The sequence below is a fragment of the Aetokthonos hydrillicola CCALA 1050 genome (genome assembly GCF_017591665.1).
GTDB lineage: Bacteria > Cyanobacteriota > Cyanobacteriia > Cyanobacteriales > Nostocaceae > Aetokthonos > Aetokthonos hydrillicola.
Genome location: NZ_JAAKGC010000010.1, coordinates 59,534 through 75,413, shown reverse-complemented (window position 1 = coordinate 75,413; position 15,880 = coordinate 59,534). Strand labels below are relative to the sequence as shown.

Here is a 15,880-nt window from a genome sequence, read left to right as displayed (position 1 = left end):
GTACCCACCGTATTTTACTTTCAAACTAGCAAGGAGTGAAAGTAAATTTAATCTCGTAGCCTTTATCAATTCTTAGTTGAGTTTGCTGTCCTATAGCTACGGTTCTAGCACGGGCAATCAAAACGGTGTTGATACCGAAGACTGTATCGACTGGGTTAGTACAAGCATCTATTGCATCTGGTGTAATAGCTATATTTTTTTTCCACACACCTGAAAATTTCGACCCAAACGTGGCATTTGGATCATTAGTCGTTGGGACGTTTTTGCCCTGAGCAACTATTCTAACTTTCAGATCAGCGCTGCCCCCTTGAGGTACATTTGCAAAACCGATATACTTGAGATTAACAGGTCTGACTTTATATCCAGAAGGCACATTCAGCCCAATTCTCAGATTGCAAGATTTCGATACAACCTTCGGATGTAAAGCTACAGCTTGAAACTGAGGTAATTTTATCGCTAGAGTGTCCCCATTAAAATTTGATTCGAGATTTCCCGAAGGACAACCATTTCCAAAAATAGTTAAAGGAATACTTTTAAACTGAAATCTTTGTGGTTCAGCTTGTACCTTTGTGAAACCTACAAGATTTATACATACTAAGAGTACACTAGAGATAATCGTGTTAATAATTGTCATCTTAAATCAGAAAATATGCAGAGCAAATGCGGCTGTGTTTAATAACGGTGCGTTACGGAATTCCTCGTAACGCACCATACAATAAATAACTAACAAGGATTAAAAGCAAATTTGATTTGGTAGATTACAGGTCCAATTGTCGTGTCAACAGTATCAATTCTGATTTGCGTTGCTTGATCTTTAGCAACCTTTTTTGCCCGTGCAATCAGATTGGAGTTGATACCAAAAACTGAAGAAATTGGTTTAGCACATGCATTTATTGTACCTAAAGTAATGCCTATATTCTTTTCCCAAGTACTTGAAAATCCAGGCTGAAAACTAGCATTTGGATCATTATCAGTGGCGACATGTTTGCCTTGAAAAAGGACTTTAACATTCAGATCCGCACTGCCTCCTTGAGGTACATCTGCAAATCCAATGTACTTAATGTTAATCGGTTGAACATTAAGTCCAGATGGCACATCAAGTCCAATCCTCAAATTGCAAGATTTTGAGTTCACGCTAGGAGATAAAGCTTGAGCTTCAAATTTAGAGAACGTGATCGAAAGAGTATCTCCATTCAAAATTCCTTCAGCTGATCCTGGTGGACAACCATTTCCTGAAAGAGTAACGGGAAATTTTTGAAACTGAAATCCCTGCTGTTGAGCCTGTACTTTAGATAAACCTGCAAAATTTAAGCCTATTAATGTCAAGCTAGAAACAATAGCGCTCACAATTTTCATATTTAACTCCATAGATTTATTGCTTTTACTTCGATGGAATGATTCAACAATGCACATCACACTAATATAATTTATGAACTTTAAAGAAATAGTATTCTTTAAACAAAAATTAAACAATCCCAAAGTTTAAAAATGAGTTTTTAAATGCAAATAATTTACATCAAAAATCAAGAAAAATGCATTTTATACAGCACCTCAACAAAATAATAAATCATTTTTGGCTGTTATAGATGCTATATAAACTTCAGTACATGTATTTAATTTTTGGTATTCTAATACCTTGTAAGCAGCTTGTTAGGTGATGTAAAATGATAAAAAATCAGGCAAAAAACCCTAAGATAAAATGTCGCATCAAGCTCTTTCTATATCGTATTATATTGGTTAAATTCTAACCATTGCCCAGATTTACCTACGTTGGTTCATAATGCTTCTCCCCAATTCTTGAAGTTCAAGAAGGATTCATAAATTATTGAACGTAGTATCAAATTACGAAAAGAATGTGAGGAACTTGTGACGGCAACATTAATTAACACTGGAGTTTAATTGACGTATTTATCTACACAAAAGGCACCATTTTTAGACTTTTATTGATACTTCTGATTACACCTAGCAACTCGTAATCGTCTGTTTTTTCTACAACAAAAAATTTATGTCGATTTATTTCTAGTTATTGATTTAATTTACAGACTGTATAGAGCCGCCCTGCGGGCATAGCGTGCGCTTTGCGTCTGTGCTCGTGAGAAGATGAGCGCAGGAGTCTTAAACCCGTCTACAGAATTTAGCATGAATTCTATTCTAACTCCTGAACGCCAGTCGCCTCGAGTCGGGAACCCCGCCCACGGCGTTGGATCCTCCTGAGCTCTGTTTGATAAATTTAATTTTGTTACAACATTGGTGTAGAATATTTTTTGTCCCGAAAAGAAAATTCGATTGGTTCTGAAAAACATGTACCATCCACCAAGCTCAGCGATTTAACTGACTCACTACTATAAGTACTGAGGATATTTTTCTCTTTGATGCACTACTGCTCATTTATCAGGGTGATTACCAGTCATTAGTTAGTTATTGTCCACTCAAGAATTAGAGACTGAGTATGCCTTGTGTCATTAATCCAGATATTTACAAGGAAGTAGAAACGTTTTCACAACTGTTTGCGACTGCTACTCCGTTCCCTCATGTTGTCATAGATAATTTTCTAGATGAATCACTGGCAAATGCGTTGATTAACGATTTCCCGAAAAATTCATCTATGCATCGTTCTCACCACTACTTGTTTACCAATAAACATGAATTACCTTTTTGGAGTAGTATTTCTGAATCTTTTCACCTACTTCATCAAGAGTTACTATCTAATCAATTCCGGTCATTTGTGAGTTCGGTATCCGGCGAAGATTTATTCATGGATTCTCAGTTTTATGGTGATTTACACCAAGGAACTGATCAAGGCTTTCTCAACATGCACACAGATTTTAGCCTCCACCCTCTACGAGATAATTGGGTACACCGGCTAAATGTCATGATTTATCTAAACAAAAATTGGCAACAAGAGTATGGCGGCTATCTTCGATTAAGAGCAGGTTTGAACGGAGAAAGTCAAGACATTTCTCCTGCATTTAATCGTTGTATTTTTATGCTGTCAAATGATACAACATATCATGGTTATAGCAGGCTAAATCTTCCTGAAAATGTGACTCGTAAATGTATCGTTGTTAACTTCTATAAAGAAGAGCCTGTTGACAAAGTACCACCTAGAAGGTTAACAAAATGGGATTCACAAGAGCAAGGATTTATTTTCAAGGAGCAATTCACTGAGTTGTATAATTCATTAACTTCGTTAAAAAATCGTTTGTTAAGGGTTAAGTGAAAACCCAGTCTGTTTGCCAATCGATACAGATCTTACAAGAGTTAGGGTCAGAAGGGCTAACTGAAACCAGCCGCACAGGTAGGATTTTACGTAGTCTTTGTACTAATCTATATGCCTGGTGCTCATAGAGGGATAATTCCATCACACCAGGTACGCCCAAAACACTAGGCAGATTTTTCATGAACTCTCTAGCATCATTCAAGCTACAGCCTGAAATATTAGTTAATGTATCTCCAGCGTAGTGGATTGCTTTAGGATCAAGGGGTTTAAGTGCTTGCAATTGCCAACGACGACAGGGAGCAAGGATTCCTCTCTCAATTCTTCGTAAACCGTTAATAGTCGCAAGAACAACCAAGCGATCGCCTACATACAACCGCGTATCATCTGAAGGCATCAATTTGGTATGATCATCATGCTTACATTGATAAAAAACTGGTACGACCCCATAGCCATAAGCGATCTCTGCTAAAATTTTACCGTTTAAGGTATCATTCGCCTCAATTTCATACTCTGTTACCAAAACAGTCTGATCTTGGAGGCGAAACAAACTCAAAATATTTTCCCCAAATGCAGCACCAACAAAAGCTTGTGCTGATAAGGCGTAAGCACAAAAGGACTTGATATCAGGAAGCAATCCTGCTAAATGATCACTAAACCTCTGGTCGTAAGTGCGAATGACCAAATCAATGTTACGGTTTATAGTTGACGCTACATCACGAGCTGTTAACGCTACCTCCAAGTTCAGCATTTGATCCTCGGTTACCATAATCACGCTTTTAGCATATGGAAGGTTTACTAACGTCAATCCCTTTACTATACCGCCGGAAATTATCGGCACTTGAGGCATAAAGTCTTGTTGCTCATTTTGGGAAGTTAAGCAGACAAACGGCTGCCCTAAGTCACGTAACAATGTTGCTATTCTCTTTCCCAGTCTCCCTAGTCCTACCAATATCACATGATCCGCTTCCGGAATTGGCGATCGCCTTTGCAAAAATTCAAATCTTGAGCTAATGATGCGATCGGCTATCAGTCCTAAAATGCTTAAAATAAATAGCAGACTGAACGCTGTAATAATCAAGCAAATCAACTGTGCCCACCAAGGAAGCGGAACTGTCGTTGAAAGACCGCCAAAAACATCACCATAACCTCCCAACAGCAGGATAATAGTATCAGAAATTGCGGCTTGCCAGGACATATTGGGTATATTGAACTTGAGTACTACCGATCCAATCACGCCGAGAATTAAACCAGTAAGCACACCGATACTAACAACTCTACGGGTTTGCTCTTGATAAACCCAATTCCAGGCGTATGCTATGCCTTCTCGCCAATCAAGCTTTGCGAAATATTGGAACTTTTGTACTAGTTGTCGCCAATTAAATTGAGATTTGGTTTTGGGTTTCTCGACGACAGGAGCTACAAACTGTTCTACTTCCTCGATATAAATAATAGTATCCCCTTCTTTGACTCGAGTATCTGGAGTCCATTGATGAAAGGCTCTTAGAGGAGCTTCAGACTCAGGTAATTTAAGTTGAGTTAACTCAAAGGAATTGATGAGTGCTGCCTTTGGATAACTTAATAAGCGTTGATTTCTCTTGTGCAGTCGATAAACAGGAAAATTCTCAAAACGGTAATCTCCAGATTTTACCTGATGCTCAACGACTCGTAATCGGTGAGTACCCACATTAAAAAAGCCGAGAGTTTCCCCACCTAGTGCTGCTACGGCAAACGTAGTAGCATGAAGCTCCGTGGGATCAAGCGCAACAAAATTACCTAACTTTTGCTCAAGAAGTTTATTTAAGTTTTGTTTACCAGAGCGGACGACTAACCGGGTGTTGGGATTGATTCGACGAGCTGCGATCGCCGTTTCAATATTTACGCTATCATCACTAGTTACAATAATAATCGCCCGACAGTTAGTAATTTCAGCTTTGAGCAAAACACTATCGCGACGGCAATCACCCAGAATTAAACTTGTTTCTAGTGAATTCGGAAAGTCCTCAAACTCCCAAGCTGCTGGTTGCTGTCGATCAATAGCAGTAATATGAACCTCAAACTCCTGTAGGGCAAATTCTTTCAAAGCCACAACAGAATGTTGTCCCAAACTCCCCAGTCCACAGACTATAAATCTTTCAACTCTATTTGCTGGCTGGTTATCTGGAAATTTTCCGATTTGACTGTGTTTGTTATTTACAAGATTGGCAGTTGTTGATGAGTTACTTTTCAAGTTTAGTCCAATCTCGTGGCTCCAATCAGTAAATGGATTTCCAGCTTGACGCCCGTAAACTTTTACACGATTGAATGGTGCGTCTTTTATGCTGCCCACAGCCAGATTCACCAATGCAGCCATTTTCTGCTGTTCAGGTACAGCAGTTGATTCCAATAGTACATAGAGACAGCCGTTCTCTTGTTCAGCTATAGCAGTGATACCTTGAGGCAAAACCAAGGAATTCATCACCTCTAGGATCTCTCTTATATCGTTTTGTCCAGCAGATTGCGAAAACCCTGACTGCATCAACAACTAAGATGGGGGTATAGGGGATAGAGTCTAGGGAATGGATAATAAGGTTTTGTGGAATTAAAGAAGCGTAAGTTTGATCTTTAAAGACTTCTATCCTTTGCCCCTATTACCTATTCCCTACCCACCAGTTTAACTGATTTAGGTACCCATCATAGTTCTGATGCTGAGTTTGGAGCAACAGTCTCACCTTTACCAATATTCAGGATTATGTCCTGATCGGTAATCAGTTCAGTGAGTTCCTTCACTTGCAAATTCATGTCTTCACAAGCTTTCCGCAATTCACTGGAGAAGGTATTAAGATCTTCTCCATAACCGCATTGATAAGCCGCAGTTTCGATTCCCTGTTTGGCATTCGCTCTAGCACAATCTACTAATTCTGTGCCCTTTAGAGGTGTTGTGGATGCCATAGTCGTTATCATTCGTTGATTCTAAGTATTCTTTGTTAGAATAGCAACCATTGAGAACGAAAACATCCTTCTAACGGTTGAACGAGAAGTTTACCCCAGGATGACAAACTGCATCGGTGAAAGATTAAGTTGTACAAACAGAGACGGATTACTCACATCGGGATGGCTTTGAACAGTGACGCTTCCGTCGCCACCGTAGACGAATCTCAATTCATCTCCTGCCTGATGAAGACTGCTGTCAACGATGACATAATCCTCTCGCGCAGATGTGGTAGACGTGTTGTAAGCAACCAAAACTTCTTGAAAGCCTAACAGCCTAGAAAAAGCAAGAGTGCAGGGATGAGTTCTTGGCAATTCAAAGTCCCGACTATTAACGGAAATCTCCCGAAAGTACATCCGACCAAAGCGTAATGCTTCCAATTTTCGTTGAACTTGAGCAATCTTAGCAATTTCTTGGTAAATTATGCAGTTCTGGTTGAGTACGTTAAGCTCGGAATTATCCCGATCAAACATGGCTTCGCGGATCAAGGCGTCATCATCACCTATACCGGAAAATCCTTGCTCCGTCCCGTAGTAAATACAGGCAGTTCCTAAAGCACATAATAGATAGCCCATTCCAGCAATAATTTGTTTGTCGGGTGTATCTGCACCAAAGCGGCGTTTGGGATTCGCTCCTACTTGATCGTGATTATCTAGGAATGTGACTCGATAACGTCCTAATTCTCCCCGATTCAGCGCCGCACTTCTCAAAGCTTCGTAGCGATCAATTAAATTACTAGGAGGGCTGAACCCTTTGATTACTGAACTCACTCTCCAGTAAAGTGGAAAATCCAAAACAGAGGAAAGTCCAAAAAAAACGGTTTGATCGCCGATTTTAGTTGGTGTATTTGGTCCAATATAGCGATCAACAGTATCATCTCCTGCGATTAGCTCCCCAAACAGAAAAAACGAGCGTTTGCCTAATCGATAGGCATATTCTCGAATTGTTGAACAAAAGCGAGAAACGGCTAGTGAACTGAAATGTTTAACGGCATCCATTCGGAATCCATCTATATCGGCTTCCCGTATCCAATAGCAGTGTGCTTTAATTAAATACTCTTGAAGTTTTAAGCCATCGGCATCATCATCGTTATTGAAATCTTTTAGGGATTCAAAATCTCCATGTTGATATTCTGGATAGCTGTCCCAATTACGAATTCGCCCACGACGATGATAGTAATTCGGATTTCTTAATTCCTGTGGGATTGGGCGATCAGGACGTCTCCACATACCAAATTCAAATTGTATATCATTGAAAAATTTATAAGGTTGAACTCCTGGGTTATCTTCATCTTTGTAGTACCAGGTATCACCAGAGTGATTGATCACCACATCGAGAAAGACTCGCATCTCTAGATTATGGGCTGCATCAACCAAATCAATCAAATCCTGTTTGGTTCCAAAGCGAGGATCGATACCAAGGTAGTTTTGAATAGAGTAGCCGTGGTAGTTACCTCCATTGGGATCTGGTGCATCAGTGTTTTCAAAGATCGGACTTATCCAGATTGCTGTACAGCCTAAATTATGAATATAATCGAGATGATTTTTGATTCCTTTTATCGTACCGCCATAGAATTTTTTCAGCTGCGTTGGGCTACCCTTTCCTGAGGATCTGTCTGTTGTGTTGATTGGAGTTCGTTGAAGATCATCGTGAAAGCGATCTACTAGCAGAAAGTAAATAAATTCTTCTCTCCACTCTCGATCACAGTTCCAATATTTCTTCCCTGGTACGGGATTTAAATTTAGTTCAGAAATACATGTTGGGTTGTTCATTATAACTGTGCAATTTAAGAGTTGATTTAAGACTATAAAATTAATGTGAGGAATTTGTGAGGTTATGGGTATTTGCACAGATTCGAACGCTTGAAATTTATGCCAATCACGTTGCCATGCTAGGCGCTCGCTCAGAGCAGCAGGACTTCATGCTATGGGTTGTTATTTCAATATTCAGTAGTCATTCGCTATCCTTATTGCCAAAATCTTTGCTGCATTGGGGTTTTGAGCGTTGCAGACGCGATGGGTGTCATGACATAATGTCCTGTAATTTATTACCTTAGAAATATAAATAAATTAGCTTTTTAATTGAGAATACATTATATTATAATACGATTTAATTTGCATAAAAATTCATAAAAATTATTTCTCCTATCTACGGAACTGCTATAAATAAAAGAAGTGTTGCACGCTAGTAGCAAACAAGTTCTCTTTAAGATATATAAGATTAAGAATATGGCAATTATAAAAAGGCAGCTACCACTATGCAAACGGTAGATTTAAAAAAAATAGAATATAATGATAATTTTCGTAATCTTCAGTTGACTCTACGGGATCGCTGGAAAACCATTGATCTATTTGATAATAGCGATGCTGATATTTTAGTCATTCCTTCTCTGAGTATCGACCAGCGAGAGCTAAAAAAGATAGAAGGCTGCGAGCATTATGAAGAACGACTGCTATTTTCTTTAATTCGGTTGCAAAATCCCCGGACAAGGTTAATTTATATTACATCAATGCCACTGCACCCGAGCATCATCGATTATTATTTGCAACTTTTACCAGGAATTCCTTTTTCTCACGCTCGCAGTCGCTTATTATTACTTTCTACTTATGATTCATCTTTAAAACCTCTGACTCAAAAGATTTTAGAACGACCTCGCTTGGTAGAGAGAATTCGCCACGCCTTAAGGTTAGAAAAATCATTCATGATATGTTATAATTCCACGGAATGGGAAGGAAAATTATCTCTAGAATTAGCTGTACCGTTATACGCTGCTGCACCAGATTTGCAAATTTGGGGAAGTAAAAGTGGTAGTCGGCAAATCTTTGCTGAAAGTGAAGTGCCTCTTCCTGATGGTAGTGAAAGAGTGTGGAGTGATCTAGATTTGGCAGAAGCAGCTGCTCAGTTGTGGGAACGCCAGCCGACACTGAAACGAATGGTCGTAAAACTTAATGAAGGCTTTTCTGGAGAAGGAAATGCACTGCTAGATTTAAGACCAATAGCAAGTTTAGCACCTCCTGGTGGTTCTTCTGCCGAAAGGTTGACAGCAATTAGCGATCGCCTGCGGAATATGAGCTTTCAAGCCAAACAAGAGTCTTGGGAAAATTTTTCAGGACGGATCCCTGAATTAGGCGCAATTGTTGAGGCTTTTGTGGAAGGAGAAATCAAGCGATCGCCTAGTGTGCAAGGACGCATCACACCAAATGGTGAAGTAGAGATTCTCTCAACCCATGATCAGATCTTAGGGGGACCAGATCATCAGATATATATGGGTTGTCGATTTCCTGCTGATGAAGCTTATCGACTGCAATTACAACAACTAGGTTTAAAAATTGGCAGAAATTTAGCGAAAAAAGGAGCTTTAGAAAGATTTGGCGTAGACTTTATCGCTGTTGATCAGGGTAATGGCAAGTGGGACATTAACGCGATCGAAATTAACCTCCGGAAAGGAGGTACCACTCATCCTCTTATGACCTTAAAATTATTAACTAACGGTCGTTACGATCTCTCCACAGGTTTATTTTACAGTCAGCAAGGACGTCCTAAATACTACACTGCCACTGACAACTTACACAAAGATCACTACCAGGGACTTCTCCCGAACGACTTGATGGATATTATCGCCCATCATAGACTGCATTTTGATAGCGGAACCGAAACAGGCTCAGTGTTTCACCTAATGGGTTGTCTTTCTCAGTTTGGTAAGCTAGGTTTAACTAGCATAGGTGATTCTCCGCAACAAGCAGAAGACATTTACAACAAAGTCATTAAAGTCCTCGATGAAGAAACTAGCAGTGGTCATAATGATTTTTTGACCTTAAACGAAACTGCTTTCCCGATGACTTGGGATGGTTACAGTTACTGATCTCTGGATGTCATCTTTCTGCCCCGATATAAATACCGGGGCTACCAGACTTCCCGATCTAATCTGGTGTACAATCAACAAAGGCCTTTGTTTTTTTACCGGCTGCATTCGACTCAAGTGCGTGCAATTCACTGCATTAATCCAGATTGTCACCGTCCTTATCCTCAACGTTGGGGAGCTAAGTTTTGCAGCAGCTGTGGTGCATCCCTACAGCTTGTAGATCGCTATACTCCTCTTGAGCGCTTGGGTTCGGGGGGATTTGCAGAGATTTATACTGTATGGGATGAAAAGACACAAACAGAAAAAGTACTGAAAGTCCTAGTGGAGGATTCACCAAAGGCTCAGGAGTTATTTGTCCAAGAAGCAAAAGTTTTAAGCAGTTTACAACATCCTGGTATCCCTAGAGTTGATGCCGATGGATATTTTTATCTAGAGAAGTGGTATCCGAACTCATCACGCAAGATATTTTGTCTGGTGATGGAAAAAATCAATGGTCAAACATTAGAAGAAGTATTTGAGGAATTTCCCCAAGGATGTCCGCAAGATTTGGTGTTGAACTGGTTGACGCAGGCTGTAGATATTTTACAAGAATTACACAGACGCAAAATTCTTCATCGTGACATTAAACCTTCAAATCTCATGTTGCGATCGTCCTCAACAATGGTTGCTGGTAATCAGGGAGTGCCAGGGAACAAACAAGCTCAAGATCAGCTAGTACTCATTGATTTTGGTGGGGTAAAACAATTTAGTTCTAAATTGTTTGGTTCTCAAGGTTCCTCAACCAAATTATACTCTTCTGGCTACAGTCCACCAGAGCAATTAATTGGGAGTAGTGTTGGACCAGCAACAGATTTTTTCGCTCTTGGTCGAACAATGATTGAGATGTTAACAGGCAAATCAGTGTTAGATTTGGAACATCCAATCACAGGAAAATTACTGTGGCGCAACGAGGTAAATGTTAAGCCTGAACTAGCAGATTTGCTGGATGATATGATTCAACCGGATATAAAATCGCGTCCAGCAAGCGCAACTATCATCCACAAAAGTTTGGAGTCAATTGCTCAGTCATCTCCTCAGCAAGGATTATTCTCACAGCTAGAGTTCTTGTTGCAGCTTGCTTTAAATCGTGTAAAGCAAGCCTTTACTAACTTGACTAAAGCTATTGGTAAAACTATTCGTTTTATCATCAAAGCAATCTTTAAGGTTATAATAGCCTGTTTAGATACAGTTTGGACAATGTTTCTAACTGGTCTTGGAGCTGCTTTTGGTGCAACCTCTGGTTTAGTTTTGGCATCTCAAACAAACTTAAGCAGCCTACTTACGGAATTTTTATCTCGTCAGTTACCCTACCTTTTTCTCAATCCTAACAATGTTTCTGCTTCCGAGATTCTTTTATTTGTTGGTGCTGGTTTGGGAACTGCTTGGGGGCTTTTGGTTGCGGGAGGTTTTGGGCAAAAACGACGGTTCTTAATAGCGTCGCTGATGGGTATTATCAGCTATGGTTTTGGTGGTTTAGTTTTGCAATTGCTAACACCACAAGATGCTACCAGTGGGGTGGTAGGAATGATTGTAGCGGCTGTTTCTCTACTCACTCTTAGTTTAGGTTTACGCAGTCATCATATAGTTCATGCTGTGATCGCAGCACTTGGCACTGCAATGATATTTGCTGGATTCCCCAATCAGGTATTAAACTTTCTTAATCCTACTTGGGATCAGCCGTGGATTCCAATTACTTTTTTTGGTTTTATGGGAATCTTTATGAGCTTTTGGTTGGGCGTTAGTTATTATTTGATTGTACCTTGGTTACGCTTATTGGGTTGGCGTTGAACAAATTCGACTTAAAATTTTGCTCCAGATCGTATAGCGTCACTGAGTTCCAAACGGGGTTTTGGAAAATCGTAGGTTGGGTAGAGCGCATAAGCGTTACCCAACAAATCCTGATAAATGTTGGGTTTCGTTCCTCAACCCAACCTACATTAAATTTAAATTTTCGGCTTAACCGAGCAGTATTGGAACACCACCGCCTTCTTTCCTCCCCTTGGAAAGGGGAGGTTAGGAGGGGTAAAAATAATGTGCAGCTTCACAGAAAATTGGTATTGTAAAGTTTTACAATTTAAAAAAATAAGGTTCAATCCCAAAAAAATGTTGATTTTTGTAATGTGAGATTATGCCATTCATTGAGATTTAATGGTTGCCAATCACTAATTGTGACTCTTGACTCTGATGTCAAATCTAGTGGAGTGTTATTGATATAATCCGTCTCATTTATGAGGTCTAGTGGAGTGTTGTTGATATAATCTCTCTCATGTATGAAATCTAGGGGAGTGTTATTGATATAATCCGTCTCATGTACGAAGTCTAGTGGAGTGTTATCGATATAATCCGTCTCATGTATGAAATCTAGTGGCGTGTTATTGATATAATCCGTCTCATTCTCCTGTAGGCATGGGAGAGTGGGCTCGATATCCTCTAGACTTGGGGGACCGGGCTGCATATCATTATTATTTAAAGGGACATCATATGGATTGGCAGTTAGCTGTTCTTGAGAAAAAGCTGTTTGTAAGATCTCGGCTAGTTCGTCTAGGCTAATTGTTGTATATTCTTCTTCGTGAATCTGTGTGTGGGATACCTGTGTTGGTATTTCAGGAAGTAAAGTTTCCTGCTCCTGCTCAGGTTTTCTGGGTATTTGCATCTCAGGGAGTGAAGGTTCCTGATACTGCTCAGGTTTTCTGGGTATTTGCATCGGAATGTCTACTGTTATGCGACAGCCGTATCTTGGTTCAGTTTCTAACTTGAAATGACCTTGTAACACTGCAACTCGTTCTTTCATTCCCCGCAATCCGTAACCTCCGGAAATTTTTTGCGGATCGAACCCACAACCATTATCTTGAATAACGCAATGTACCCATTTTACATTTGTGTGAATGTCAATTTGTACTGCTGTTGCTTGGGCGTACTTACAGATGTTATCGAGAGCTTCTTGGATAATTCTATAAATAGGGGTTACAAGCTCTGATGGTAAGGTGATGGGTAGGTTAATCTCAACCTCAGGCGAAACCCCTGTTATGCTCTCAAAATCATGAACGAGTAATTGAATCAGTGTTTTTATCGACTGGTTTTCAATTTCGTCATTGCGGAAACGTTTTAAAGTTCGGCGCACTTCTTGTGTTGTGAGCGTGACTAAACGATGTGCTTCTTTAAGAAATTCTTGAGCCTGACTAGGATCAGGTTTGCAAAGCTTGATAGCAGATTGTAGTTGAAAGTTTAATGCAGTAAGCGCATCTCCCAGCGAATCATGCCAATCTCGCGCAATCCGATTGCGTTCTTGAGTTGCTGAGAAATTCGCAAATCGCAAAACGCATTGCCACAACTGCTGATGGATTTGATCAAGTTGTTCCGGGGTGTACAGTTCTTCAACCACGACAGGTACTCTCTTTGTGTTCTTCCTGCTAATACCATTATATTTCTGGCGTGATCGAGCTTATGCAAAAAATTTGGGAATGGGGATTGGGGAATGGGGATTGGGGACTGGGGATTGGGAATTACTTCTCAGTCCCTGATCTCTAGCGCGTAGCAGCTAGTACCTAGTCTTCAGTTTCTTTGTCACGAATATATTGGTTTCCGTATTCAGCACCTCCTTGTTGTTGAGAGCGAATAAAACGACAGTAACCATTAAGACTCTTTTCAATTTGTCCTTTAATCTGACTCACCCAGTTTAATTGTTCTGTAGAACAGTATCCAACAGTCTCAGCAATGATGAAGGCACTTTTAGTTTCAGCCAAAGAGCCACGAGCAATATACATAAAGCGTAGCCTGTCTAGATAATGATAGCGTCCGTAGCCTTCGGCTATATTCAGTACAATACTACAAGCTGCACGTCGCAACTGGTCGCTTAAGTTATAGCGTTCTTTATCTGGTAAACTCTCTGCTAGTCGATAAGCTGCCTTGAGCAATTTTAAGCTGTCTTGATAAAACTCTAACGATTCAAAACCTTTATCCTCCACCTTTTCCTAATCCCCCTCATTCCTAGTCCCCAATCCCCAATCCCCAGTACCCAGTACCCAATCCCCAATCCCCAATCCCCTAAAAAGCATTTGCCGTAATCGAAAAATATAGCCCGTTTTCTTGTACTGTTCTCTTGTTATTAGCAACTCCTATTAAGGGAATACCCCAATCTAGCCGGGCGTTTAGGCGATCGCCCTGAGTTAACTGCAAACCCAAGCCCAAACTTGCTAATGTATCTTGTCTGATAAATGCTCTCCCGCCGTTATACGATACTGCACCAAAATCAGCAAAGGGAATAACATGAAAAACTGTTCCAGAGCTAGGATTCCTAAATATTGGTAATCGTAACTCGGTTGTGAGTAATACGCCGTTATCAGCTAGCAGCAGATCTTGACGATAGCCTCGAACACTTCCTAAACCACCTAAGGCAAATTGTTCTATGGGTACAAGAGCTTGGTTTGCAACTTGTGCATCGCCACGTATTAAGAATAATGTATCGGGAGCTAATAGGCGAGCCCATTGTGCTTGAACTTGCCAACTAAAAAACCGACTATCTGGTGCTGAGCGATTAGTTGTAGAATTTAGAAGATTAAGGCCTAGATTAAATTGCGATCGCGCTGCAAATACTTGCTGATTGTCACGTTTAGTCCATTCTTGAAAAAACCGCACCGCTGAAATTCGAGTTCTCCCTTTACTGCTAGCACCTGGTGACAAAGGATAAGGAATACCCAGTAAAGTCGTGTCATTTTCATACCGGGAAGCGGTTAAACCTAGAGTAAATTCTTGGGTGGGAGTTTGATTTATTGGCTGACGGAAGCTGATCTCATAATTGCGAGAGTCTGATTCAATATCAATGCGGTTAAAAGGCGGCTCTATGATCTTACTTGAGATAATGTTATAACCTAACCTCACAGTACCATTGTGAGCATTTACGGGTATGGTATAATTAATATCCCCTCCGTTACTACCGTCTGTATTGTTGTAGCCGACTGTTAATCCATCCCCGATTCCTAGTAAGTTGGCTTGTGTCAATCGAACTTGGCGACGGAAACTACCCACACTAGGTTGACGACCATTATCTAGACCTACTTGAATGTTAAAAGTATTTGCTTCTACCACGGTTACATCTAGGACATTTAAACCTGGACGTGTACCAGATGACAACCCAGCAGATAAATTTTTGATCAGGGGATTGATTCGTAGTAATTGCAATGCTTCTAATAAGCGCTTTGTGTTGAGTGGCGCATGAGTAGCTATAGCCAATCGACTACGCACATAATCTTGATCGAGTCTTTTCAACCCCGTAATGTTAATCGCTTCTAACTTACCTTCAATAACCTTAATTGTTACGACACCGCTAGTAAAATTTTGTGGTGGGAGGACTGCGGCTGAAGTGATATAACCACTCTTAATGTAAAGTTCCGTGATTGCTGATCGCGCTTGCAACAGTTCAGTAAAAGAGAGAGTTTTGTTCGTAAAAGGAGCTAATACTTCATCTAACTTCTCTTTATTAAAGGCAGTGCTACCTTCTACTACGAAACGCTTGACGCTAATTTTTAAGGGCGCTTCAGAAGGAATCTTTTCTGGAGTTGTGGAGGGTATTGGTGGTTTCAGTAGATCTGCTGGCGGTGGTAGACTCGGGGAGGGCGAAGGTATTGCTGGTGCTGGTGTAGGAAGTTGCGGATTAACATCTTGCGGTGGTGGTAGTCTTGAGGGTGGTATCTGTGCTCTTGCAACATCACTTGTTTGAATCAGTAAATACCCAATTAAGTAAAAGTAGGCTAATCTCAAGAGAATAACTTTGTTCATGTATTTTTTTTGTAGT

Annotated in this window: 11 protein-coding genes; 3 read left to right on the top strand and 8 right to left on the bottom strand. The window is 40.3% G+C overall.

The features are described from left to right. Window positions 1-25: 25 nt before the first annotated feature. Both G4P69_RS07490 and G4P69_RS07485 read right to left on the bottom strand, forming a co-directional pair. Window positions 26-634, bottom strand: coding sequence for a DUF4360 domain-containing protein (locus G4P69_RS07490; protein ID WP_208346294.1), 609 nt, complete (start codon window positions 632-634; stop codon window positions 26-28). Window positions 635-723: 89 nt separating this feature from the next. Further along, window positions 724-1,479, bottom strand: a complete 756-nt coding sequence (locus tag G4P69_RS07485) for a DUF4360 domain-containing protein (RefSeq protein ID WP_208348954.1) — start codon at window positions 1,477-1,479, stop codon at window positions 724-726. 970 nt (window positions 1,480-2,449) lie between these two features. Here G4P69_RS07485 and G4P69_RS07480 point away from each other — a divergent pair. Then, a complete protein-coding gene (locus G4P69_RS07480) occupies window positions 2,450-3,220 on the top strand; it encodes a 2OG-Fe(II) oxygenase (RefSeq protein WP_208346185.1) in 771 nt (256 codons plus the stop codon). On the opposite strand, the gene G4P69_RS07475 is transcribed toward G4P69_RS07480, so the two are convergent. The 3 genes from G4P69_RS07475 to G4P69_RS07465 form a co-directional block, all read right to left on the bottom strand. Beyond that, the gene (locus G4P69_RS07475; protein WP_208348952.1) at window positions 3,213-5,675 is read right to left on the bottom strand and encodes a potassium channel family protein; all 2,463 of its coding nucleotides are present in this window, start codon (window positions 5,673-5,675) and stop codon (window positions 3,213-3,215) included. The two genes, G4P69_RS07480 and G4P69_RS07475, sit on opposite strands and share 8 nt — an antisense overlap. A 215-nt stretch (window positions 5,676-5,890) precedes the next feature. Continuing rightward, the gene (locus G4P69_RS07470; RefSeq protein WP_208348942.1) at window positions 5,891-6,148 is read right to left on the bottom strand and encodes a hypothetical protein; all 258 of its coding nucleotides are present in this window, start codon (window positions 6,146-6,148) and stop codon (window positions 5,891-5,893) included. A gap of 90 nt (window positions 6,149-6,238) precedes the next feature. Continuing rightward, window positions 6,239-7,960, bottom strand: coding sequence for an alpha-amylase family glycosyl hydrolase (locus G4P69_RS07465; RefSeq protein ID WP_208348940.1), 1,722 nt, complete (start codon window positions 7,958-7,960; stop codon window positions 6,239-6,241). A gap of 485 nt (window positions 7,961-8,445) precedes the next feature. Between G4P69_RS07465 and G4P69_RS07460 the strand changes: the two genes are divergently transcribed. Both G4P69_RS07460 and G4P69_RS07455 read left to right on the top strand, forming a co-directional pair. Beyond that, the gene (locus G4P69_RS07460; RefSeq protein WP_208348938.1) at window positions 8,446-10,050 is read left to right on the top strand and encodes a peptide ligase PGM1-related protein; all 1,605 of its coding nucleotides are present in this window, start codon (window positions 8,446-8,448) and stop codon (window positions 10,048-10,050) included. A 117-nt stretch (window positions 10,051-10,167) separates the two neighbouring features. After that, window positions 10,168-11,877 (top strand): serine/threonine-protein kinase, encoded by a 1,710-nt coding sequence (locus tag G4P69_RS07455; protein ID WP_310833578.1) that lies wholly within the window; start codon window positions 10,168-10,170, stop codon window positions 11,875-11,877. 301 nt (window positions 11,878-12,178) lie between these two features. Here G4P69_RS07455 and G4P69_RS07450 read toward each other — a convergent pair whose 3' ends face one another. The 3 genes from G4P69_RS07450 to G4P69_RS07440 all read right to left on the bottom strand — a co-directional run bounded on the left by G4P69_RS07450 (window position 12,179) and on the right by G4P69_RS07440 (window position 15,864). Continuing rightward, on the bottom strand, window positions 12,179-13,471 hold the full coding sequence (locus G4P69_RS07450; protein ID WP_208342033.1) for a sensor histidine kinase: 1,293 nt from the start codon (window positions 13,469-13,471) through the stop codon (window positions 12,179-12,181). Between the two features lie 163 nt (window positions 13,472-13,634). Beyond that, window positions 13,635-14,054: a four helix bundle protein gene (locus G4P69_RS07445; RefSeq protein ID WP_208342034.1), complete on the bottom strand. Its 420-nt coding sequence runs from the start codon at window positions 14,052-14,054 to the stop codon at window positions 13,635-13,637. Window positions 14,055-14,133: 79 nt separating this feature from the next. After that, window positions 14,134-15,864: a ShlB/FhaC/HecB family hemolysin secretion/activation protein gene (locus G4P69_RS07440; RefSeq protein ID WP_208342035.1), complete on the bottom strand. Its 1,731-nt coding sequence runs from the start codon at window positions 15,862-15,864 to the stop codon at window positions 14,134-14,136. Between the last annotated feature and the right edge of the window lie 16 nt (window positions 15,865-15,880).